Genomic DNA, 18,588 nt, shown 5'->3' on the forward strand with positions numbered 1-18,588 from the left:
CCATGACCATGACGCTCGACTCCCTTTCCCTGCGAACCGGACTGTCCGTGCTCGACCACCTCGACCGGTCGGTACGCATCCCCGTCGTCGACGGCCTCCAGGCCCAGGGCGACCTGATCGTCATCCCGCTCCCCGTCGTCGCCGAGGACGTGCGCCTCTGGGACGAGCCGCGCTGGCAGGACGTGCCTCCCGAGGGCGTCGAACTGCTGCGCGGCCCGGCCGGCGGCCACCCGCACACGCTCGTCGCCGAGCCGGGGAGCTGCCGCTGGAGCACGCACGTACGGGACGCGCACGGGCTGGCCATCGGCGTGTTCGCCGCGTCGGCCCCCGTCTACCTGCTGCATCCGGAGCACGGGGGCTCGGGGTGCGCGCCGGGCACGTACGTGGTCCGGCGGCAGCGCGAGCGCGACGGGCTGATGGCCCGGCTCGTCGCCGACTGAGAACCCCGGGCCGCCGCCGTACTCCCCCGGCGGCGGCGGCCCCTCGGGTCAGCCCTCCCGGGTCACCCCAGGTACACCTCGGCCAGCAGTTCGGCCGAGCGCATCCACGCCTTCCTGTCCACCGCCGAGAACGCCACGATCAGCTCGTCGGCCCCCGCGTGCTCGGCGAACCGGTCGACGTACGCCTTCACCTCACCCCGGTCGCCGACGGCCGAGTATTTGGCCATCTGCACGATCTGCTGCCCGGCCGGCGACTCGAGGATCATGTCGGCCTCCTCGGTCGTGAACGACCGCCCCCGCCCGAGGAACCGGCTCACCCTGAGCCGCTTGGAGTCCAGGAACTGCTCCTCGGCCTCCTCCGTGGTCTCGGCCGCGATCACGTTGAGCGCGGCGATCACGTACGGCCGGTCGAGCTGGGCCGACGGCTGGAAGTCCCGCCGGTAGAGCGCGACGGCCTCCTCCAGCGCGGTGGGCGCGAAGTGCGAGGCGAACGCGTACGGGAGCCCGAGCATGGCGGCGAGCTGCGCCCCGAACAGGGAGGACCCGAGGATGTACAGCGGCACGTTCGTGCCCTTGCCCGGCGTGGCGTGCACGCCGGGGATGCGGGTCTCGCCCGACAGGTAGCCCTGCAGCTCCAACACGTCCTGCGGGAACGAGTCCGCCGAGGAGGGCGTGCGGCGCAGGGCCCGCATCGTCTGCTGGTCGCTGCCGGGGGCCCGGCCGAGCCCGAGGTCGATGCGGCCGGGGTGGAGCGTCTCCAGCGTGCCGAACTGCTCGGCGATGGTCAGCGGGGAGTGGTTGGGCAGCATGACGCCGCCCGCTCCGAGGCGGATCGTCCGGGTGTGGGCGGCCACGTGAGCGATGAGGACGCTGGTGGCGGAGGAGGCGATGCTGTCCATGTTGTGGTGCTCGGCGTACCAGACGCGCCGGTATCCCAGCTCTTCCGCCCGCTGGGCGAGGGCGACGCTGGCGGTGAAGCTGTCGGCCGCCGTCTCGCCCTCGCCGATGTGCGCCAGATCAAGGATGGACAGCGGCAGAGCCATGAGTACGCGCCTTTCGCAGAGCGGGTCGACCTGGCTGTGGACAACGCCCGCGAATCTCGCGTTATTTCATCGCCGGTCTCACCGCCGGTTACCCGGCCGGGCCCCCGCGGGTGCGCCGCGAGGGCCAGGGAGGCGTGTGCCCCGAGGGCTCAGGAGGCGGTGCAGGTGAGGGCGGGCGGAGTGCCGTTCTGACCGGTCTGGCCGGCCAGGAAGCCGAACGTGGTGCTCGCGCCCGCGGCCAGGGCGCCGTTCCAGGTGAGGTTGGTGACGGTGACGGCGCCGGTGGTGCCGGACAGGGTGCCGTTCCAGAGCTGGGAGATCGTCTGCCCGCTCGGGAGCGTCCAGCCGACCTTCCACCCGCTCGTCGCGGACGTGCCGGTGTTCGTCACGGTGACCTCGGCCTGGAAGCCGTTGTTCCACTGGCTCGTCACCTTGTACGCGGCCGTGCAACCCCTCGGCCCCGCCGTGGGCGTCACGGTGGGTGTGACAGTGGGTGTTCCGGTGGGCGGCGGGGCGGCCACGGCCAGGTCGTACGCCCGTTGCGGCACGAACTGCCCCGCCCCCGCGATGCACCCGTCGGCCTCGCCCGGCGGCTTGACCCAGAGGTAGGCGTCGATCGCGGAATCGCCCGTGTTCGTGGTGCTCCAGATGCCGGTGGCGCGGCCGGCCGGGTCGCACCACTCGCTGCCGGCCGGGCCGTTGCCGTTGCGGCTGGTGTCGATGACCGCCTTCAGCCGGGACACCCCGGTCGCCGCGATGACGCTCTTCGCGTACGACACCAGCCCCGGCGTCGAACGGTAGTTGGAGGTGTTGACCGCGATGCCGTCGGCGCTGTTGGCCACGTCCGCGCCGGTCAGCCGGGAGGCCGACTCCGACGCGCTCAGCCAGCCGTCGTGCCCGATGTCGAAGTACACCTTGACCTGCGACGACGTCCCCTTGAGCCGTTTGCCGGCGTAGGCCATGGACGCCTTCACCTGGGCCTGCTCGGAGGCGTTCATGCAGTTCGTCATGATCGCCAGCGCGTCCGGTTCGAGGACGACGGTGGCGGGCCGGCCGCCGAGCCCGGCCGCGATCTCGTCGATCCAGGCGCGGTAGGCGGTGTGGTCGGGGGCGCCGCCGGCGCTGGGGCCGCCGCAGTCGCGGTTCGGCATGGCGTACACGGCCATGATCGGGATCTTGCCGGCCGCGGCGGCGGCGCCGACGTACGCGTCCACCTGGCCGCGCACGGTCGCGGGGTTGTAGGTGGCGAACCAGCGCCCCTGCGGCACGGCGGCGATCCGGTCCCTGATCACGGAGGTACGGCTGTCGTTGGGGTTGGCGGCCACCCATTTGGCGGCGTTGGTCTGCGGATCCACGTAGAAAGCGGAGTCCGCGGCCTGGGCGGTGGCGGAGGTGACGACGGCCGCCCCCGCCACGGCCAGGGCGGCCGTCGTGAGGAGCACCGCCGACACGGGCCTGCTGCGAGACATGGAACTCACTCCGTCCGTTGCGTGGGAGCGCTCCCACCGGCACCCAGGATCGTAGGCGGGCGGCCAGGACCAGACCAAGCCCCCGGCCCGATGCCTACGGCGTCACCGCAGGTCGGACAGGCTCGCGGGGGTGAAACTTTCAGCCAGGCACGCCTCGAACACGACGGTCAGCCGATCGACGTCGGCGGCCGTGGGAGCCTCGGGGCCGACCCGGCGGCGCATGGCGCCGACGCCGAGGAAGACGGCCACGGCCATGCGGGCCCGCGCGTGCGCGTCGGGGCCGGCGAGCCTGGCCTCTAGCGGGTTGAGCACCGCCGCGATCAGCCGCTCCCTGGCCACCGCCTGCACCTCCGGGTGGCCAGCGGAACGTTCGAGCGTGCGCAGGATCGGGCTGTCGGGCGGGTGCTGCATGCGCTCGGCCGCGTATTCGGCCAGCCGCCTGGGCAGCCCCTCCGTCCCGCCCTCGAACAGGGCGCTGATGGTCGGCTCGCCCTGCAGGACCGCGCCGAACAGCCCGGCCTTCGACCCGAAGTAGCGGCCGACCAGCGCGATGTTCGCCTCCGCCGCCGCCGCGATCATGCGGACCGTCACCCGCTCGTATCCCTGCTCTCCGAACAGGGTGCGCGCCGCGCTCAGGATCCGCTCCCGGGTGGCCTCACGGTCTCGCGGCCTGGCCTCAGTCACCTGGGGACTCATGCCCGCACTCTACTCAACGAACACCCCACTTGCCGCGCGGCTAGTAAACATGCGTATACTCAATTTGCGTCAAAATCCGGGTCAATCTGCAACAAGGGGATGGGGTGTCGTCTTGGTAGCCCAGGCGCCGGCCGCATCCCCCGCGAAGCGGCACTACTCCCACCGCGAAATCCTCGAGGTCATGTCCGGGCTCATGCTCGCGATGCTCACGTCGATGATCTCGACCTCTGTGGTGGGCACCGCGCTGCCGACGATCGTGGGGGAGCTAGGCGGTCAGGACCAGTACTCATGGGTCGCGAGCGCGACCATGCTGACGATGACGGTGTCCACGCCGTTGTGGGGCAAGCTGTCCGACCTGTTCGGGCGCAAGCTGCTCTTCCAGACCGCCCTGGGACTGTTCGTCGCGGCCTCGGTGGTGGCCGGCCTGTCCCAGAACATGGGGCAGCTCATCGCGGCGCGGGCCATCCAGGGCCTTGGTGTGGGCGGCTTGTCGGCTCTCGCGCAGGTGATCCTGGGGGACATCGTCTCCCCGCGCGAGCGCGGCCGCTACTCCGGCTACATGGGAGCGGTCTTCGGGATCTCCACCGTCGCGGGGCCGCTGCTCGGCGGGTTCATCGTGGACGCCGACTGGCTGGGCTGGCGGTGGTGCTTCTACGTGGTCGTGCCGTTCGCCCTGGTCTCGTTCGTCGTGATCCAGAAGGTGCTGAAGCTGCCGAAGGTCAAGCGCAGCACCTCGATCGACATCTGGGGCGCCACGACGATCACCGCCAGCGCGAGCGCGCTCATGCTGCTGCTGACCTTGGGCGGCACCGAGTTCGAGTGGAACTCGGTCTGGACCTACCTCCTGGCCGCGCTGGCCCTGCTCATGCTGGCGCTGGCGGTGCTGTCGGAACGGACCGCGCGTAACCCGATCCTGCCGCCGCGGCTGTTCCGCAACCGTACGTTCGTGCTCACCAGCCTCGCCTCGCTGTTCGTCGGCATGGCGATGTTCGGCGCGATGATCTACCTGCCGCAGTACCTGCAGATCGTCAAGGGACTCAGCCCGACCAACTCGGGGCTGATGACGCTGCCCATGGTGGTGGCGTTGTTCCTGGCCGGGGTGATCTCCGGGAAGATCGTCACCCAGACCGGCCGGTGGAAGGTCTTCCCGGTGGCGGGCCTGCTCATCGTGGCCGCCGGGCTGTTCCTGCTGTCCAGGCTGCACGTGGACTCCAGCGAGTGGCTCATCGCGTTCGACGTGGCGGTGCTGGGCATCGGGCTGGGCCTGTCCATGCAGATGCTCATCCTGGCCGCCCAGAACGGCTCCGAGCCGCGTGACATGGCCTCGACCACGTCGGGCGTCTCGTTCTTCCGGTCGCTGGGCGGCGCCGTCGGCGTGGCCGCGTTCGGCGCGATCCTGACGAACCGGCTCAAGGACGAGATGGCCCAGATGCTCCAGGCCGCGCACATCAGCGTGCCCGGCGGCTCGGACGTCAAGCTCGGCAGCCCCGCCGCCATCCAGCAACTGCCCGAGCCGATCAAGAACATCGTGCTGGAGGCGTTCACCCGCGGTCTGGAGACCGTGTTCCTGGTGGGCGTGCCCATCGCGCTGCTGGGCTTCGTGGCCACGCTCTTCCTCAAGGAGCTGCCGCTGCGCGGTGCGACCACGCCGGCGGCCCCGGCGGCCCAGCCGCTCAGCAAGGACGACCTCGTCCTGGCCGGACTGCTGCTGGAACTCGTCTCGCAGCGCATCGAGCGGGCGAACGGCGAACGCTCCGCCCTGCTCAGCGCCGTCGCCAGGATGGCGCCACCGGACGAACGCACCGAGCGCGAACGGGCCCGCTCGGTCGTGCACGACGTGCTGCGGCCCACCTCGCGTGCCCTCATCGCGCAGGCGACGCCACCACAGAAAGACCTCGTAACAGGAGGAGTCTCGCAATGATTCGCAAGTTCGTGAGCGCCGTCGCCGCGGCCCTGGGCGTCCTGGCCGGGCTGTGGCTGATGATCGCGCCCTTCGCCCTCGGCACCCAGCCGGAGGACGCCGACTGGACGAACACCACCCTCTCCGAGTTCTTCACCGGTCTGGGCGTGACGGTCGTGGCGCTCGTGGGCGTGATCGCGTTCGTGCTGGCCATCCGGGACGACCTGGTGGAGCGGGGACTGGTGGTGCCCAAGCCGCGTCAGACCGAGCCGGAGCCCGAGCCCGTGCCGGCCGCGCCCCAGGCGTCCTCCGCCGAACTGGCCAGCCTGCTGGCACCGCTCGTCGAGGCCCTGCGCGAGGACCTCACCAGCCGCTCACGTCCCGGTGGCGAACACCGGCAGAACGGCATGGCTTCCCTGGTAGGAGTGGAGGAGAACCGATGAAGGCCAAAGTGGGCGTCTCGGCCCTGGTCCTGTTGTTCCTCGGCGGCCTGTGGCTGGTCGCGGCGCCGTTCGCGGTCGGCTACCAGCCGCGGGGCGCGGCGTACGTGGACGCGACGGTCAACGACCTGTGGCTCGGCGGCACGGTCGCCGCGCTCTCGTTCGTCTCCCTCGTCGTCTACGCGGCCGACGCCCTGCGCGAACTGGCCCAACGCGGCAAGCACGCCGACGCCTGACGCGAGCATGCCGTGTTCGGCAGTGGCGCAGACCCGCAGTGGGAGCCGGTGGCAGGCCGGCTCCCCGCCGGGCAGTTCGAGATCGGCAAGGACGGCGCCGGCCTGCTCGTCGTGGGCTTCGACGGCTCGGACCCGAGTCGCAACGCGCTCGCGTACGCGACCGGGCTCGCCCGCCGGGACGACGCCGCCCTGCTCATCGCCTTCGTGGAGTCGCTCAACACCGCCGCGCTGTGGTTCTTCGCCGGGTCGCCGATCATCCCCGACTCGGGGAACGACCTGGCCGAGGACCTCAGGGACGAGCTGCGCGGCTCAGGGGTCCCCTGGCAGTTCGTGAGCCTGCGCGGGGACGCGGCCCGCGAGCTGGAGACGCTGGCCAGCTCTTACATGGCCGACGCCATCGTGGTGGGCCGCTCGCGGTCCACGTGGCGGGCATCGGTGGCGGCGAAGCTGGCGAAACGGGCCCGCCGGACCGTGCTGATAGTGCCCTGACCTGGCCAGACGTCGCATATGGTGGCTAGATGAAACGTGCTGCCGCCATGGCGTTCGTGGTGCTCGCGTCCGTTTCGTGCGCGGGGAAGCCGGTGGCCTCGCCCGCGCCCGGCAACGCCTCGCCCCGAAGCCATGAGACTCCGGAATCGTCCGCATCCGCGCAGGCCACGGCGTCGCCGAGCCCGGCCGCGCCGCCCGAGTTCAGCTCGAAGGTCTCGCGGGTCTCCCGCGACCAACTGCCGTACTCGTGGCGTCCCGGCTGCCCGGTCCCGTACCAGGATCTTCGGCTGGTCACGCTGACGTACTGGGGGTTCGACGACAAGCCGCACACCGGTGAGCTGGTCGTGCGCAAGACGGTCACCGACGACATCGAGACGGTCTTCAAGAAGCTGTACGACTGGCGCTGGCCCATCAAGCAGATGAAGCTGGTGGACGCGTACAAGGGCGACGACTACGACTCGATCGACGTCGACAACACCTCGGCCTTCAACTGCCGCCCGGCAACCGGGTCAAGCAATTGGTCGAAGCACGCCTATGGGGAAGCAATAGACATCAATCCCCGCGAGAACCCATATGTCACTGCAAACGGCGGCACAGCACACCAGAATGCCAAGAAGTTCACCAAGCGCCCAATCGACGGTAAAGGTGTGATTAATCCCGGCGACAGGGTCGTCAGGGCCTTCGCGCAGGTCGGCTGGGAATGGGGCGGCTACTGGTCGGGCACCAAGGACTACCAGCATTTCTCCAAGGGCGGAGGGTAAGACCTGGGGAAACACTCATCCTGAGTCCTCGTGGGCCGCCTGTGGGCCGTCAGCCGCAGAACTGGGCCGCCGCAGCGCGGCATCGATCGCCTTCCGCATCCGCTGCTCGGACTTCGGCATGAGGTGTGCGTACGTGCGCAGCAGCAGCGCCCCGCCGTCGGCGTGCCCGAGCCACTCGGATACCGCCTTCGGGCTCTCCCCGTCCGTGAGCAGCACGCTCGCGAAGTAGTGCCTGAGCGCATGCAAGCCGTTCTCGCGGTAGCGGCTGCCGCGCTTCTCGCCGGCCGCGAGCTTCGGCACGATGCCGACTCTGGTGAGGCGCGCGTTCCACACCTCTCGGAAGCTGACCGGGTGCACCGGGCCTCCCAGGGTGTTGGTGAAGAACAGGCGAACCTTGACCGGATCGCCGTCGACGTCCCCCCACGGCAGCGTCACCTCGACAAGCGGGAACAACCGCATGTGCTCGGCCAGGGCGACCTTGACCCTTTCGGGCAGCGGCACCTCGCGCGTCTTCTCGCCCTTGGGTAGGTCGAAGATGAGCGTTCCGTTCAGGAGCTTGAGCTGCCGGTTGACCGCCACGACGCCACGGAGCCATTCGACGTCGTCGGGGCCAAGCCCGAAGATCTCACCCTGGCGTAAGCCGAGGCCGGCGCCGACGTCCACGACCGCCTGATACCGGGCCGGCAAATCGTCCGCCATGTCCAGCACCTGATCGGCCGTCCAGACAACGAGCTTCTTCTGCACGACCTTGGGCAGCTTCACCACGGGTGACCTGAGCGGGTTCTTGACGATCAGCTCGTCTTCGATGGCGATCGAGAACACCAGGCCGACATGGGCCATGATGACCTCGATGTACGAGGGCGCCAGCTTGGCCGCCTCCAGACGCTTCACGAGCTGCTGGATCGCGCTCGGCCGCCGTGACAGCCAGCCGATCTCTTTCCCACCGATGACCGGATACACGTGCTTGGCCAGCCGCTCACGCATCTTCCGCCGCGAGCCCGGGTCAAGCGTGCGGTTCTCGATGACCTCCTCGGCCTGCTTCTGGAAGGTGATACGGCCAGCGTCCGGATCGATGTACGTGCCCCGCAGGAGGTCAGCCTCGACCTCCTTCTTGCGGTTGTCAGCGTCCACCTTCTTGGCGAAGGACTCGTTCTTCTCGCGGCCGTCCGGCCCGTCGTACCGCAGACGCCACCGCGACCCCTTGCCATACCGGACCGGCTCGCGCTCGAGCACGGGCTTGCCCTTGTCGTCGAACAGCACCTTGCCGTCCGGGCCGCGAGCTTTGCGCATCCATCGGTCTTCAACGTGCGCCACGCTTTTCCTCCTTAGGACGGCAGGCTTGGTGGATCTGGCTCCTCAGGATCTTCGGACTTATGTTCAGGAAACAGCGCATCCTGTGTGGCCTCAAAAAGGGGGAGATGCTCCCCGCCGGGACCTGTCCCGCTCCATCTGCGCCCTCTTCGTTGCGGCCTGTGTTCCTCGAAGTTGAAATAGGCGTCCTGCATCGTCCGCTGAAAGGCGTTGACGATCTCTATATAAGCGTCCCTATCGGCAATGCCCACAGCAGGCTCGCTTTCGCCCTCCGCCCCCCGGACGAGGAAGGCTACAAAGGAAACCCTCTTTCCCGACGGTGTGACGGTCGCCAGTATTTCCGAGTCCACCACCTCGCCGTCTTCGAGCACTTGCTGTGCCCTCATGGGGAGTCTGTGGAACACAGACCAAGCCGAGCCGAAGTCAACAGCGACCTGGCGATCTGCCTCTGTCATGCTAACAAGCTTGGCTACATGCCTATACACCTGCAAGAGAAGCTCATCAGGCGGTGGTACATCTTCTCCTTCGAGGGCTTCCGGGACGGCAGGTAGCAAGTTCCCACCCTCCTGTTGTTCGTCGACACGTTCGCTCGGGTTGAATGTATCCTCACGAGACCAGCCGAGATCTTCAAAGAAGTCGAGCACTGCAACGTCTTTCACGGACTGTGTGTCGAGATGCGGAACAATGGGCACTGTAAGGTCCGCGATTGCCTCTGAAAGTGTTTGCTCGTAGCTCAGCCGATTTTCGGCGTTGAACCGTCGTAGAGCATCCATAAAGTACACATACACGTCCGCAACGTCGCGGGCTACTTCTGGTTCAGATGATCTGATTTCCTCGATGATCTCAATTATTCGTCCGGTCACCGTGGAATCGACGACGAAATATTTCCGTGCCCTCTTCGAGGCGCTTCGTACTCTCGTCCAGGTATCAAGGCCAAGAGCGGCGGTGAGGTTCTCACTCACACGCTCGTCCGGCTTCTCCACCTCGTCGCGCTCGATGTTCGAGACGGTGTTCCGCGAGACTCGGGCTACCCATGCCACGACAGCCTGGGAGACTCGAAGCTCTTCGCGACGAGTGCGGATGAGGGCGCCGAAGGTCTGTTCTGACAGCATCTGAGTCGGCTCGCCCTTCTCTAACGGGTGTGGTAACACTGCCCACCATAAACCATCGTGCACAAACGTTGTCAACGAACTGCACATCATTGGGCACTACCTCAAGCGAGTCATGCGGACGGGCCATCCGCATCAGACATCCACATCCGTCACGGCCGTTCGCTGCTGGCGAGTCGCCCGAGAGGGTGATGGTCGTCACATCCGGTCGACCTGATCTGTGCGCGAACAGTTGATGTGCACTTATGTGCACGTACATACCGGGCCGATACGGGTGTGGTTGGTGGCAACTGGGCGGAGCGTGGTAAGTTGTAAGCGTCGTCGCCGAACACTCGTTCGGCGACCGGGCCGAACAGGTTCGTCGAAATGATGATGGGCCTGGCGGGGAAGGTGGAAGCTCCCCGCGCCAGGCCCGTTTTTGCACTTTTACTCCTGCAGTCGTCGCTACCAACGTCAACACATCAGGAGGTGCCGTATGAACGGTACCAGCACGACCCGCTCAGGCGGTAAGCCCCCCACACCTAAGGTCAAGCTGTCTTCGCAGGTCGCAGGGCAGATCGCGGACCGTTCCAAGGACAGACTGCTCACCTTCGAGGAAGTCTGCGAGATCACCCGCACGAGCCCGGCTACATGGCGGTGGAAGCGTCACCGGGGTGAGGCCCCTTTTCTGTGGCGTTCGAACCGCCGGCTCGTGTCGTGGGAGTCTGAGCTGTTCGCGTACCTGGATGCGCAGCGCCTCGCCGACCAGGCCAACGCCTAACCCCATCTGAAACCCTGCCCCTGCCCGCCCGCCCGCCGGGCTCGGGGTCCATCATCCATACCTTCTTTCAGATGGGGTTCCATGCTCGACTTCCCCCGTGTCGTCGCGCTGGACCTGAGCCTGTCCAGCACCGGCGTCGCCCACACCACCAACACCTCCAGCACCCCGTGGACCGAGACCATCAAGGTCAGGTCCACCGGCTACGAGCGGTTCCGCGACATCTCCAACGAGATCTTCGAGTTCGCCCGCTCCGCCAACCTCGTCGCCGTTGAGGGCCCGTCGTACGGGTCTGGCACGTCCGGCCGCGAGCAGGGCCACCACGAGCGCGCCGGCCTGTGGTGGAACGTCACCTTCCGGCTATGGCGCAACGACATCCCGTTCGCGGTGGTGCCGCCGGCCGTGGTGAAGAAGTACGCCACGTCCAAGGGCAACGCCAGCAAGGACGCCGTCCTGCTCGCGGTCGCCCGCCGCCACCCCGACGTGGACATCGCCGACAACAACGCCGCTGACGCGCTCGTCATGCTCGCGATGGCTCTCGACCAGCTCGGCCAGCCGCTCACGCCCGTGCCGGACAGTTGCCGCGCCGCGCTCAAGTCAGTGGTCTGGCCCTTTCCGAAGGCTCACCCCTGGCGGTCGGCATGACCCTCGACCACGCCCCCGAGTTCGGCCTGCAGATGTTCGACGTGGTCGGCAGCAATATCAGGTTCGGTGTCGCGGAAGACGGCCGCATCTACGCGGTGGCCGCCGACTTCGCTAAGACCATGGGCCACGCCAAGGCCGCCGACGCCACCCGCCTCCTGGAGGAGGACGAAAAGGGTGCGCAGATTGTGCGCACCCTTGGCGGACCTCAGCAAATGAACGTCATCTACGAGGACGGGCTCTGGGAGCTGATCTTCCGCAGCAGCCTCCCCGGCGCCAAGGCCATCAAGAAGAGGGTCAAGGCGATCCTGCGGCAGATCCGGGAGACCGGCCAATACACGGTCGCGCCGCCCGGTGATGACCTCGACGTCATCCAGGGCATGCTGGACGGCCTTCGGGCGCAGCGGCAGCGCATCACGGCCCTGGAGCAGCAGCAGGCCATCACCGCGGCGAAGATCGGCGCGATCGAGGGCCGGCACGACTGGTTCACCTGCCTGGGTTACGCCAAGCTGCACGACCTTCCCACCGACCGCCCCTACCTGGCTCGTGTCGGGAGGAAGGCCACAGCCGTCCTGCGCGCCGAGGGCGATGAGCCGCATCCCCGGCAGGATGCCACGTTCGGGGCGGTCAACACCTACCCTGCGGCTGTTCTGGAGCAGGCGTTCGCGGCGGTGCGGCCATGACCCTCGACCTCGCCGCCCTCGCCCCCGTGCCAGATGGGCGCAACACCCCCATTGGTCTGGTCCAAGAAGACCTCGACGACATCATCACCAACGACCTCGTCAACAGCCCGCGCTCCCTGCAGATGGAGATCGGGCCCAGCGAGATCAACCACAAGTGCGCCCGCTATCTCGCCAACACCCAGCTCGCCATGCCCAAGATCAACGAGCAGGGTGTGGCCTGGCGGCCCGCCGTCGGCACCGGCGTCCACGCCCTCCTCGAAGGCGTCTTCCACCGCACCAACGAGATGCTCGGCACCACCCGGTTCCTCATCGAGCAGCGCGTCACCATCGGCGAAGTGTGCGGCCAGCCCATCAGCGGATCGTGCGACCTCGCCGACCGGGTCAACGGCATCACCGTCGATTGGAAGATCGTCGGCCCGACGACGTTACGGAAGGTCAGATCCGAGGGGAAGCCGAGCGACCAGTACCGAGTCCAGGCTCACGCGTACGCCCGCGGCTTCAACCTGGCGGGCGTCCCGATCGACCGCGTCTCCATCTACTACCTGCCGTCCAACGGCGAGTTCAGCGACGGCTACTTCTGGTCCGAGCCGTACAACGAGCAGATCGTCCTCGGCGCGCTCAAACGGCTCGAGGCGATCACCACGCTGACCAAGTCGATGGGTACGGCCGCGCTCGGCCTGCTGCCCACCACCGACGTGTACTGCACGCGCTGCCCCTACTACCGCGCGGGCTCCACAGATCTCGCCCAGGGCTGCCCTGGCGACCCCGCCGCCACCAACCGGTCGGCGAACAGCATCACCTCCCTCATCGCATAACAGCAGACAGCAAGGAGAAAGACGCATGACCAGCGCCGACGACTTCCTGATGAGCGGCGGAACCACCTCCGCGAAGTTCGCCACCCCCGGCACCAGCGTGGCGGGCACCATCTGCCGCCAGCCCGAAGTGCAGCAGCAGCGTGACTTCACCACCGGCGAGCCCAAGACCTGGGACAACGGCGACCCGATGATGCAGCTCCAGGTCGTCCTCGCCACCGACGAGCGCGACCAGGAGATCCCCGACGACAACGGCGAACGCGCCCTCTACATCAAAGGCGCCATGAAGAAGTCCGTCCAGGAGGCCGTCCGTAAGGCGGGCGCCAAGGGCCTCGAGGTCGGCGGGCGCCTGCAGGTGACCTACACCGGCGACGGCGAGCCCAGCAGGCGCGGCATGAACGCGCCCAAGCTGTTCAGCGCCGTCTACACGGCGCCCGCCACCCAGACGGCCAACGACGTGCTCAACACCCCCGACCCCGGCCAGAGCACGGCCACCGTCCCGGCCGGAGCGCCCAACGCGGAGGCCCTGGCCGCCGCCGGTCTCACCCCCGAGCAGATCGCCGCGATCCTGCAGAACGCCAAGTAGCCGGTCAGCCCGACCGGGCCCATTCGGGCAGCCGGGGCCCATGTGCGAGCCGTGGGCGGGCACGTTGAAAGGGGGTACACGATGCCGCTGGTCCGCATCGTCGTAGACGGTCACGAGGCCCGGGTCCACGCGCCGTTCGACGCGAAGGACTTAATCAAGTCGATGCCCGACCGGAAATGGTCGCCCGCTGACAAGGCGTGGATCATCCCGGCGTACGACGTCGACGACCTCAAGCTCGTCCTGGAGACGTCCGGCTATCAGGTCGTCATCACGCACAAGCAGCAGGCCAAGCAGGAGCAGCGCCAGGAGCAACGTCAGGAGCCGCCCCGGAGCGGGCGGGGCGTGCAGACGTGGGCCGACCTGATGTTCACCGCACTCCCAGCCCCGCTCAGTGAGAAGGCGTTCAAGGCGCTCACGCGCGTGCTCCACCCCGACGTCGGAGGGTCCACCGAACAGATGCAGATCCTGAACGCGGCCCGCGACCGGTCCGGGCGGGCCAGGTGACCAACCTGCTCGACGCCGTCCTCGGCGTGCACGACGCCGGGCTCTGCCCGGTCCCGGTCCGAACCGACGGAAGCAAAGCCCCCGCCGCGATGTGGAAGGAGTACCAGACCAGCAGGCCCTCCCGGCAGACGGTCGAAGGCTGGTTCACCAGCGGCCAGTACGACGGGTTCGGCGTCATCTGCGGCGCCATCTCCGGCAACCTCGAACTGCTCGAATTCGAGGGCCGCGCCATCACCGAAGGCATCCTCGCCGCCTACATCGAGCTGCTCGACGACCACGGGCTCGGCGACCTGTGGGAGCGCATCACCCGCGGCTACAGCGAAACCACGCCGTCCGGCGGGCTGCACATCCTCGCGCAGGTAGACGGCGAGCCGCGCGGCAACACCCGGCTCGCCTGCCGCCCCTCCACCCCCGACGAACTCGCGGCATGGAAAGCCAATCAGCAGGCCGGCATCGCCGCCGAGCCCAACGAGACCGTGCGGCAGCGCCGCCAGGCCGCGCTCGACAAGGTGACCCGCGGCGAGCAAGTGCCGCAGGTGCTGATCGAGACGCGCGGCAAGGGCGGATTCGTCGTCGTCGCTCCGTCCGGCGGGCGCACCCACCGCACCGGCAAGCCGTGGACGCTCATCGCCGGCGGCCCCGACACGATCGCCACCATCAGCGAGGAGGAACGCGACGCCCTCCACGCCGTCGCCACGCTGCTGGACTCGATGCCCGCCGTCGAACCGCCCACGCCCGCCCCGCCCACGCGTGGGGCACAGCCCCACACGCGCGGCGATGACGACGTGCTGCGGCCAGGCGACGACTTCAACGCCCGCGCCGACTGGGCCGACATCCTCGAACCGCACGGCTGGCGGCACACCCGCACCTTCGGCCAGGCGCGCGGCTGGACCCGCCCCGGCAAGGGCATGGGCTTGTCCGCCACCACCGGCCGCAACGACGCAGACAACCTGTACGTCTTCAGCAGCTCGACCATCTTCGAGACGGAGAAGCCCTACTCGAAGTTCGCCGCGTACGCGCTGCTCGAGCACGGCGGCAACTACGTCAACGCCGCCCGCGCCCTGCGTCTGCAAGGCTACGGCGGCGACCGACCCCGCGACGACTTCTCCGGCCTCCTCACCGACCCTCCCAAGCGGGAGGACGACGGAGACGAAGATGAGGAAGGGGAACGGGACGACGACTTCTCGTTCCTGCTCGGCGAGGACGGCAACCTGGCGACCGTCCACCCGATCCGGCCTCGGGCAGAAGCGACGCCCCAGGACGTCGCGGAATCCACCTACCGATACAGCGAAGACCGCAACGCCCTCGCGCTGATCGCCCGCTTCGGTGACGTGATCCGCTACTGCCCAGACCGAAGCCGATGGCTCGCCTGGGATGGCCGCCGCTGGCAGTGGTGTGAATCCGGTGGAGGCGTCGTCGCCGAGTACGCCAAGAAGATCGCCCGCTCGCTCCCCGAGCACGAGAACATCGACCGCAAGTACAAGGCGTCGTCGTTGTCCGCCCGCGGCATCAACGCCTGCCTGACGCTCGCCCGGTCCGACAAGCGCGTCATGGTGCCGTACGCGGCGCTCGACGCGCACCCCTGGGAACTCAACACGCCCGGCGGCATCATCGACCTCCGCACCGGCAAGCTGCTCCCCTCCGACCCGGCGAAACTGCACACCCGCATGACGACGGCCACCCCCGACTTCGACGCCGACCTCGGGCGATGGGGTGCCTTCCTCGCCGACACCTTCGGAGAAGAACAGCCCCTGATCGACTACATGCAGCGCCTGGTGGGCTACAGCGCCGTAGGTGAGGTCGGGCCGCACATCCTGCCCTTCTGTTTCGGGAGCGGAGGGAACGGCAAGGGCGTCTTCCTCGAGGCGTGCGCCCACGTGCTGGGCGACTACTCCGGCAAGGCGCCGCGCGGGTTCCTGACCGTGAAGGCCAGCGACCCTCACCCCCAGGAGATCGCGAAACTCGCGGGCGCCCGCATGGTGCTCTGCTCGGAGACGAACGAGGGCGACAAGTTCGACGAGTCCAAGGTCAAAGAACTGACCGGGGGTGACAGCCTCACCGGCCACTTCATGCGGGAGAACGACTTCACCTTCATCCCGAGCCACACCCTGTGGCTGATGGGCAACAACAAGCCCTCCGTCCGCAGCGGCGGCCGGTCGTTCTGGCGCAGATTGCGTCTCATCGGCTTCGAGCGCGAGGTGCCCGAGGGAGAAGCCGTCGACGACCTCCAGGGGATCCTGGCGCGCGAGCACGGGGCCGTGATGCTCGCCTGGATTGCGCGCGGAGCCGCCGCCTACGCGGAACAAGGGCTCGCCGAGCCGAAGACCGTCACCGACGCCACCGCCGAGTACCAGAAGGAGCAGGAGACGGTCGATCGCTTCGTCGAGGAGCGGTGCCACGTCGGCGGGGGCGAGCACGCCACGGTCAAGGTGAGCGTCTTGTACGCCGCCTACGAGAAGTGGTGCGGCATCGAGCGATGCGATCACGTTGCGAAAACGTCTTTCACGCTCAAGCTGAAGAAGCACGGGGTGGAGAGTAAGCCGCTCGGCAAGAACCGCGACAGAACGTACACCAACATCAGCTTGATCCCTGATGAGGATCAGCAGAGCGCTGACGAGTGGTTCAAATGATCGCCGCGGCGTCAGGGCGGACAGGTTGGCGGACAGGTTTGAAAAAACCTGTCCGCCCTCTGACCTGCATAAACGCCCTAGAGGGCGGACAGGTTGAAACACAACCTGTCCGCCCTCTGACCAGCGCAAACACCACGACACGCCGTCAAGGCGGACAGGTTTTTTCACCTTGTGCAGCTCTAAACGTGCACGCGCGCACGCGCACGCAGGTGATCCCCGTCATACCTGAAATCCGCTCAACCTGTCCGCCCATCAAGATCAAATGCCAAGTTTCCGCAGCTCAACCCGCCAAACGGCCCCGCCTAAACCTGTCCGCCAAACCTGTCCGCCTCTGGGGAGAACCATGAGTGACCGCTATCAGCTTGGTAATGAGTTCGACCGACTCCGCACCACCCTGGCCAAGGCTGAGCGCCGCCTCCGGCTCGACCAACCAGTTCGTTCGAGCGAGCTATACGAGGCAGCCGTCAACGCCATCAGGGACCTTGAAGGGCAAATTCGCGAGCGAGCCAACGCGGCGGGAGCCAGTATCAAGGCCCAGCGCCGTGACTGAGCACCTCATCGACCGCCCCCTCGCTCCCGGCGCCTGCCCCCGCTGCCGAGCCGTCATCCTCGCCGGACAGAACGCGGGCATCCTCACCATCGTCGACCCGGCGCCACTCGACCAGCGCGGCGAAATGCTCGCCCTCCTGGCCGGCCGCAACACCTACGACCTCATCACCGAAGGCATCCCGCCCCGCCTCTACGCCGAATGGCGGTGCTCCTTCCGCATCAACGGCGCACGCCACCACCCTGTCGTCGCCGCCCACCCGTGCAAGGGCCGCGGCTTCACCCCCGCCAAGCCGCCCAAGCCCGCCGACTCGCCGACCCAGCCCGTGCCGGAAGAGATCCCCTTCTAGGAGCCCTGCTTGACCACCCCCACGCCGAAGCCTCGACGGCCGCCGCTCCTCGAACGCGCCACCCACGTCGCCGGCCCCTGCCGAGCCTGCGCCCGGTTGAAGAAGGCCGACGACGACGGATGGGAGGCGTGCGACTACTGCGACGCCAACCCGACCGCTCTGAAGGGAGCACGACGGTGATCACGCCGTGACAGCACAACGGCCGCCCTCGGACCTAGCGAGGGCGGCCACCCCCAAGAATCGCACGACAACCAAGGAGACCAGCGCATGACCACGATCACCCCTGACCAGCACTACCGGCTCGACGAGTTCGGCACGAGATGGCTGCTGGAGCAGGCCGACGGGTGGCGCGCCGCCCTCATCTGGCTAGCCACTTCCCCTCCCAGCGACGAGGTGCACCGGGTCGCCCGCATCCACGTCGACCTCCGCGACGGCGGCATCACCGGCTGCGACTCCCTCGCCCTCGACGCCACCCACTACCCGACGTTCCTCGAGTTCCTCCGCGGCAGCCCTCACGAGCGTCAGGTCGAAGACGGCGTCGTCGAAATGGCCGCGATCAACGCGCGGCAGGGCACCAGTTACCCGGCCTGGCCGAGCCGCTGCTTCCACATCTCGTTCGACGAGGCGTACCTGCTCGGGTTCGCCGCCTGCTGCTACACGGCTGCGAAGATGCGATGACCACCGTCACCACGCTCCCGCCCCGCGGCGAACCCTTCACCTACACCGCCACCGCCCGCAAACTCTCCCACGAGTACCTTCAGGGCTTCCAGGCCGGGCTCACCTGGCTGGAGTCCGGCGCCCCCGCCGCCGAAGTGGACGCGGTCGCCGACCTCTACGAACAGACCAGGCCCGGACAGCCGTCCGAGGAAGCCACCCACTACCTCGACGCCGGCCAGTACCTGTCGCTGCTGGCCTCCATGCACGCCCAGGGCCACGGCCGCCGCTTCGTCATCGAGGTGGGCGCCGACGTGCGCGCCGAGTTCATCCGCGACTACGGCGAACGCTTCCTGGAGTGGGACCTGCCCGGCCGTGTGTTCACCATGACCGCGCTCGACTCGTTCGACGACGGCTTGGCCACTGCGGTGTGGCAGGCCGCCCGAGGCTGACCTGATGTACGGGTTCCCGGCGCCGGGAACCCGTACGACCTGCATGAACGGACCTGGTCGGCAGATCGTGCTGACCAG

23 protein-coding genes are annotated in these 18,588 nt (G+C 68.1%); 18 read left to right on the forward strand and 5 right to left on the reverse strand.

What is annotated here, in order from left to right; genetic code table 11:
• Window positions 1-2 precede the first annotated feature (2 nt).
• On the forward strand, window positions 3-440 hold the full coding sequence (locus ACZ6S0_RS48995; RefSeq protein WP_465927314.1) for a hypothetical protein: 438 nt from the start codon (window positions 3-5) through the stop codon (window positions 438-440).
• A 62-nt stretch (window positions 441-502) separates the two neighbouring features.
• On the opposite strand, the gene ACZ6S0_RS49000 is transcribed toward ACZ6S0_RS48995, so the two are convergent.
• From ACZ6S0_RS49000 to ACZ6S0_RS49010, 3 genes are all read right to left on the reverse strand, one after another.
• Entirely contained in the window at window positions 503-1,483 is a 981-nt protein-coding gene (locus ACZ6S0_RS49000) for an LLM class flavin-dependent oxidoreductase (RefSeq protein WP_344897199.1), read from the reverse strand.
• A gap of 149 nt (window positions 1,484-1,632) precedes the next feature.
• Window positions 1,633-2,952, reverse strand: coding sequence for a glycoside hydrolase family 6 protein (locus ACZ6S0_RS49005; protein WP_465927317.1), 1,320 nt, complete (start codon window positions 2,950-2,952; stop codon window positions 1,633-1,635).
• Window positions 2,953-3,054: 102 nt separating this feature from the next.
• Window positions 3,055-3,648, reverse strand: coding sequence for a TetR/AcrR family transcriptional regulator (locus ACZ6S0_RS49010; RefSeq protein WP_465927319.1), 594 nt, complete (start codon window positions 3,646-3,648; stop codon window positions 3,055-3,057).
• Window positions 3,649-3,760: 112 nt separating this feature from the next.
• Here ACZ6S0_RS49010 and ACZ6S0_RS49015 point away from each other — a divergent pair, with 112 nt between their 5' ends.
• From ACZ6S0_RS49015 to ACZ6S0_RS49035, 5 genes are read left to right on the forward strand one after another with little or no spacing between them, the layout of a single operon-like run.
• The gene (locus ACZ6S0_RS49015; RefSeq protein ID WP_465927321.1) at window positions 3,761-5,569 is read left to right on the forward strand and encodes an MDR family MFS transporter; all 1,809 of its coding nucleotides are present in this window, start codon (window positions 3,761-3,763) and stop codon (window positions 5,567-5,569) included.
• Window positions 5,566-5,991, forward strand: coding sequence for a hypothetical protein (locus ACZ6S0_RS49020; protein WP_344897187.1), 426 nt, complete (start codon window positions 5,566-5,568; stop codon window positions 5,989-5,991). The genes ACZ6S0_RS49015 and ACZ6S0_RS49020 overlap by 4 nt, the downstream gene beginning before the upstream one ends.
• Window positions 5,988-6,224 carry a hypothetical protein gene (locus ACZ6S0_RS49025; RefSeq protein ID WP_465927323.1) on the forward strand — a complete coding sequence of 79 codons (237 nt, stop codon included), beginning with the start codon at window positions 5,988-5,990 and terminating at the stop codon, window positions 6,222-6,224. Before ACZ6S0_RS49020 ends, ACZ6S0_RS49025 begins: the two co-directional genes overlap by 4 nt.
• A gap of 48 nt (window positions 6,225-6,272) precedes the next feature.
• Window positions 6,273-6,713: a universal stress protein gene (locus tag ACZ6S0_RS49030; RefSeq protein ID WP_465927325.1), complete on the forward strand. Its 441-nt coding sequence runs from the start codon at window positions 6,273-6,275 to the stop codon at window positions 6,711-6,713.
• Between the two features lie 29 nt (window positions 6,714-6,742).
• Window positions 6,743-7,474 carry a M15 family metallopeptidase gene (locus ACZ6S0_RS49035; protein WP_465927327.1) on the forward strand — a complete coding sequence of 244 codons (732 nt, stop codon included), beginning with the start codon at window positions 6,743-6,745 and terminating at the stop codon, window positions 7,472-7,474.
• Between the two features lie 15 nt (window positions 7,475-7,489).
• Here the strand turns inward: ACZ6S0_RS49035 and ACZ6S0_RS49040 are convergent, their stop codons facing one another.
• Window positions 7,490-8,788: a site-specific integrase gene (locus ACZ6S0_RS49040; RefSeq protein WP_465927329.1), complete on the reverse strand. Its 1,299-nt coding sequence runs from the start codon at window positions 8,786-8,788 to the stop codon at window positions 7,490-7,492.
• 11 nt (window positions 8,789-8,799) lie between these two features.
• Window positions 8,800-9,897, reverse strand: coding sequence for a helix-turn-helix domain-containing protein (locus ACZ6S0_RS49045; protein ID WP_465927331.1), 1,098 nt, complete (start codon window positions 9,895-9,897; stop codon window positions 8,800-8,802).
• Between the two features lie 472 nt (window positions 9,898-10,369).
• On the opposite strand from ACZ6S0_RS49045, the gene ACZ6S0_RS49050 reads away from it, so the two are divergent.
• The 12 genes from ACZ6S0_RS49050 (at window position 10,370) to ACZ6S0_RS49105 (ending at window position 18,510) form a co-directional block, all read left to right on the forward strand.
• A complete protein-coding gene (locus tag ACZ6S0_RS49050) occupies window positions 10,370-10,654 on the forward strand; it encodes a helix-turn-helix domain-containing protein (protein WP_465927333.1) in 285 nt (94 codons plus the stop codon).
• An 81-nt stretch (window positions 10,655-10,735) separates the two neighbouring features.
• Window positions 10,736-11,296, forward strand: a complete 561-nt coding sequence (locus ACZ6S0_RS49055; RefSeq protein WP_465927335.1) for a hypothetical protein — start codon at window positions 10,736-10,738, stop codon at window positions 11,294-11,296.
• Window positions 11,293-11,976: a BRO-N domain-containing protein gene (locus ACZ6S0_RS49060; RefSeq protein ID WP_465927337.1), complete on the forward strand. Its 684-nt coding sequence runs from the start codon at window positions 11,293-11,295 to the stop codon at window positions 11,974-11,976. Before ACZ6S0_RS49055 ends, ACZ6S0_RS49060 begins: the two co-directional genes overlap by 4 nt.
• Complete coding sequence (locus tag ACZ6S0_RS49065) at window positions 11,973-12,791, forward strand: hypothetical protein (protein ID WP_465927339.1); 819 nt, start codon at window positions 11,973-11,975, stop codon at window positions 12,789-12,791. Before ACZ6S0_RS49060 ends, ACZ6S0_RS49065 begins: the two co-directional genes overlap by 4 nt.
• A 25-nt stretch (window positions 12,792-12,816) precedes the next feature.
• Window positions 12,817-13,374 (forward strand): hypothetical protein, encoded by a 558-nt coding sequence (locus ACZ6S0_RS49070; protein ID WP_465927341.1) that lies wholly within the window; start codon window positions 12,817-12,819, stop codon window positions 13,372-13,374.
• A gap of 81 nt (window positions 13,375-13,455) precedes the next feature.
• Window positions 13,456-13,878 (forward strand): hypothetical protein, encoded by a 423-nt coding sequence (locus ACZ6S0_RS49075; RefSeq protein ID WP_465927343.1) that lies wholly within the window; start codon window positions 13,456-13,458, stop codon window positions 13,876-13,878.
• On the forward strand, window positions 13,875-16,508 hold the full coding sequence (locus tag ACZ6S0_RS49080) for a phage/plasmid primase, P4 family (RefSeq protein ID WP_465927345.1): 2,634 nt from the start codon (window positions 13,875-13,877) through the stop codon (window positions 16,506-16,508). Before ACZ6S0_RS49075 ends, ACZ6S0_RS49080 begins: the two co-directional genes overlap by 4 nt.
• Before the next feature lie 343 nt (window positions 16,509-16,851).
• Window positions 16,852-17,058: a hypothetical protein gene (locus ACZ6S0_RS49085; protein WP_465927347.1), complete on the forward strand. Its 207-nt coding sequence runs from the start codon at window positions 16,852-16,854 to the stop codon at window positions 17,056-17,058.
• Window positions 17,051-17,404: a hypothetical protein gene (locus ACZ6S0_RS49090; RefSeq protein ID WP_465927350.1), complete on the forward strand. Its 354-nt coding sequence runs from the start codon at window positions 17,051-17,053 to the stop codon at window positions 17,402-17,404. Before ACZ6S0_RS49085 ends, ACZ6S0_RS49090 begins: the two co-directional genes overlap by 8 nt.
• 9 nt (window positions 17,405-17,413) lie before the next feature.
• Entirely contained in the window at window positions 17,414-17,584 is a 171-nt protein-coding gene (locus ACZ6S0_RS49095) for a hypothetical protein (protein ID WP_465927352.1), read from the forward strand.
• Between the two features lie 87 nt (window positions 17,585-17,671).
• Entirely contained in the window at window positions 17,672-18,082 is a 411-nt protein-coding gene (locus tag ACZ6S0_RS49100) for a hypothetical protein (protein ID WP_465927354.1), read from the forward strand.
• Window positions 18,079-18,510 carry a hypothetical protein gene (locus tag ACZ6S0_RS49105; RefSeq protein WP_465927356.1) on the forward strand — a complete coding sequence of 144 codons (432 nt, stop codon included), beginning with the start codon at window positions 18,079-18,081 and terminating at the stop codon, window positions 18,508-18,510. The genes ACZ6S0_RS49100 and ACZ6S0_RS49105 overlap by 4 nt, the downstream gene beginning before the upstream one ends.
• Window positions 18,511-18,588 lie beyond the last annotated feature (78 nt).

The organism is Nonomuraea sp. NPDC051298 (genome assembly GCF_055586305.1).

Excerpts from the sequence above, each read along its gene's own strand:
- ACZ6S0_RS49045 (WP_465927331.1), bottom strand. The coding sequence starts at position 9,897 with ATGCTGTCAGAACAGACCTTCGGCGCCCTCATCCGCACTCGTCGCGAA.
- ACZ6S0_RS49010 (WP_465927319.1), bottom strand. The coding sequence starts at position 3,648 with ATGAGTCCCCAGGTGACTGAGGCCAGGCCGCGAGACCGTGAGGCCACC.
- ACZ6S0_RS49005 (WP_465927317.1), bottom strand. The coding sequence starts at position 2,952 with ATGTCTCGCAGCAGGCCCGTGTCGGCGGTGCTCCTCACGACGGCCGCC.
- ACZ6S0_RS49065 (WP_465927339.1), top strand. The coding sequence starts at position 11,973 with ATGACCCTCGACCTCGCCGCCCTCGCCCCCGTGCCAGATGGGCGCAAC.
- ACZ6S0_RS49050 (WP_465927333.1), top strand. The coding sequence starts at position 10,370 with ATGAACGGTACCAGCACGACCCGCTCAGGCGGTAAGCCCCCCACACCT.
- ACZ6S0_RS49035 (WP_465927327.1), top strand. The coding sequence starts at position 6,743 with ATGAAACGTGCTGCCGCCATGGCGTTCGTGGTGCTCGCGTCCGTTTCG.
- ACZ6S0_RS49085 (WP_465927347.1), top strand. The coding sequence starts at position 16,852 with ATGAGTGACCGCTATCAGCTTGGTAATGAGTTCGACCGACTCCGCACC.
- ACZ6S0_RS48995 (WP_465927314.1), top strand. The coding sequence starts at position 3 with ATGACCATGACGCTCGACTCCCTTTCCCTGCGAACCGGACTGTCCGTG.
- ACZ6S0_RS49055 (WP_465927335.1), top strand. The coding sequence starts at position 10,736 with ATGCTCGACTTCCCCCGTGTCGTCGCGCTGGACCTGAGCCTGTCCAGC.
- ACZ6S0_RS49075 (WP_465927343.1), top strand. The coding sequence starts at position 13,456 with ATGCCGCTGGTCCGCATCGTCGTAGACGGTCACGAGGCCCGGGTCCAC.
- ACZ6S0_RS49100 (WP_465927354.1), top strand. The coding sequence starts at position 17,672 with ATGACCACGATCACCCCTGACCAGCACTACCGGCTCGACGAGTTCGGC.
- ACZ6S0_RS49025 (WP_465927323.1), top strand. The coding sequence starts at position 5,988 with ATGAAGGCCAAAGTGGGCGTCTCGGCCCTGGTCCTGTTGTTCCTCGGC.
- ACZ6S0_RS49105 (WP_465927356.1), top strand. The coding sequence starts at position 18,079 with ATGACCACCGTCACCACGCTCCCGCCCCGCGGCGAACCCTTCACCTAC.
- ACZ6S0_RS49020 (WP_344897187.1), top strand. The coding sequence starts at position 5,566 with ATGATTCGCAAGTTCGTGAGCGCCGTCGCCGCGGCCCTGGGCGTCCTG.
- ACZ6S0_RS49070 (WP_465927341.1), top strand. The coding sequence starts at position 12,817 with ATGACCAGCGCCGACGACTTCCTGATGAGCGGCGGAACCACCTCCGCG.
- ACZ6S0_RS49060 (WP_465927337.1), top strand. The coding sequence starts at position 11,293 with ATGACCCTCGACCACGCCCCCGAGTTCGGCCTGCAGATGTTCGACGTG.
- ACZ6S0_RS49000 (WP_344897199.1), bottom strand. The coding sequence starts at position 1,483 with ATGGCTCTGCCGCTGTCCATCCTTGATCTGGCGCACATCGGCGAGGGC.